Below are 1521 nucleotides of genomic sequence, written 5' to 3' on the forward strand. Positions count from 1 at the left end.
TTTGCCGTCATCGTATCAAAATATTACGGCATGGACGATCCGCGCACTTACGGCTCCGGCAACCCCGGTGCCACCAACGTCTTGCGCAGCGGTAAGAAAAAAGCGGCCGCACTGACCTTGCTCGGCGATGCAGTAAAAGGCTTGGTTGCCGTCATCTTGGCACGCTGTCTGCAAGATGCTTTAGATTTATCGGATGCAACGATAGCCCTGGTCGCCATTGCCGCATTGGTCGGTCATATGTGGCCAATATTTTTCAATTTTAAAGGCGGCAAAGGCGTAGCCACCGCATTGGGTGTCTTGCTCGCCCTCTCCCCTGCAACCGCCCTGCTCTGTGCCTTAATTTGGCTGGTCATGGCATTCGGTTTCAAAGTATCCTCCCTCGCTGCACTGGTCGCCACCGTCTGTGCCCCAATCTTCGCCTTCTTCATGATGCCACACGCCTCTTGGGCATGGGCAACCGTATTCATTGCAGCATTGGTGTTGTACCGCCATAAAAGCAATATTCAAAACCTGATTCAAGGCAAAGAAAGCAAAATCGGGGATAAAGCCGGAAAATCTTAAAAGTGTAGATGGCCGTCTGAAAATATATTTTTCAGACGGCCTTTATAGTTTTTATTCACGCATAATCAGTCAATCTTAATATATTCCACCGACAGAATCTCTATAACCTCACGCCCTTCCGGTGTATTCAAGACAACTTCATCGCCTTCGCGTGCTTTAATCAGGCTGCGCGCCAAAGGGGAAATCCATGAGATTTTGTTTTTAGCAGTATCGATTTCATCTACGCCGACGATTTTGACGGTTTGTTCACGACCGTCTCCGCGCAATAAGCCAACGGTGGCGCTGAAAAAAACCTGGTCCGTGGCTTCGCGCGCTTCAGGGTCGACGACAACGGCTGCTTCCAAGCGTTTGGTTAGGAAGCGGATACGGCGGTCGATTTCGCGCATACGGCGTTTGCCGTAAAGATAGTCACCATTTTCGCTGCGGTCTCCATTGCTTGCCGCCCAGTTAACGATTTGGACGATTTCCGGGCGTTCTTTGTTGACCAGGTGATAAAGTTCGTCTTTCAATGCCTGCCAACCGGTAGGCGTGATGTAATTTTTGGTTTCGGTACTCATGATGTGTTTAAAACATAATTAAAGGCCGTCTGAACGTTAATTTTCAGACGGCCTTTATTGTAAGTCAATTTACTTTATTCTTCATCATCATCGCTATCACTGATACTGATGCTGTGTTCCATTTTGCTTGGATGAACTTTCAAGCCGCCACAACCTGATTTTTCGGTAGAGAGACGGTTTAGATACACTTCATCGATATCGCCGGTTTGATAAACACCGTTGAAACATGAAGAATCAAAGGATTCGATTTTTGGATTGAGTGCTTTGACTACTGCTTCCAAGTCTTCTAAGTTTTGGAAGACGATGCCATCCGCGCCAATCTCGGTTGCGATTTCTGCTGCGCTGCGGCCGTTTGCAATCAGTTCTTCACGGGTCGGCATATCGATACCGTACACATTCGGAT

2 protein-coding genes and 1 pseudogene are annotated in these 1521 nt (G+C 48.1%); 1 reads left to right on the forward strand and 2 read right to left on the reverse strand.

Annotation, left to right across the window (positions count from 1 at the left end):
• The coding region (gene plsY, locus ACTHS3_RS12805; protein ID WP_440368112.1) for a glycerol-3-phosphate 1-O-acyltransferase PlsY at positions 1-561 on the forward strand (561 nt) is incomplete at its 5' end.
• A 65-nt stretch (positions 562-626) separates the two neighbouring features.
• Here the strand turns inward: plsY and greB are convergent.
• Together greB and ACTHS3_RS12815 are read right to left on the reverse strand one after the other, a co-directional pair.
• Positions 627-1118 (reverse strand): transcription elongation factor GreB, encoded by a 492-nt coding sequence (gene greB / locus ACTHS3_RS12810; protein ID WP_004520154.1) that lies wholly within the window; start codon positions 1116-1118, stop codon positions 627-629.
• 74 nt (positions 1119-1192) lie between these two features.
• Positions 1193-1521 (reverse strand): annotated as a pseudogene (locus tag ACTHS3_RS12815) (amidophosphoribosyltransferase); the annotation flags it as partial.

The organism is Neisseria sp. P0009.S007, from assembly GCF_051962515.1.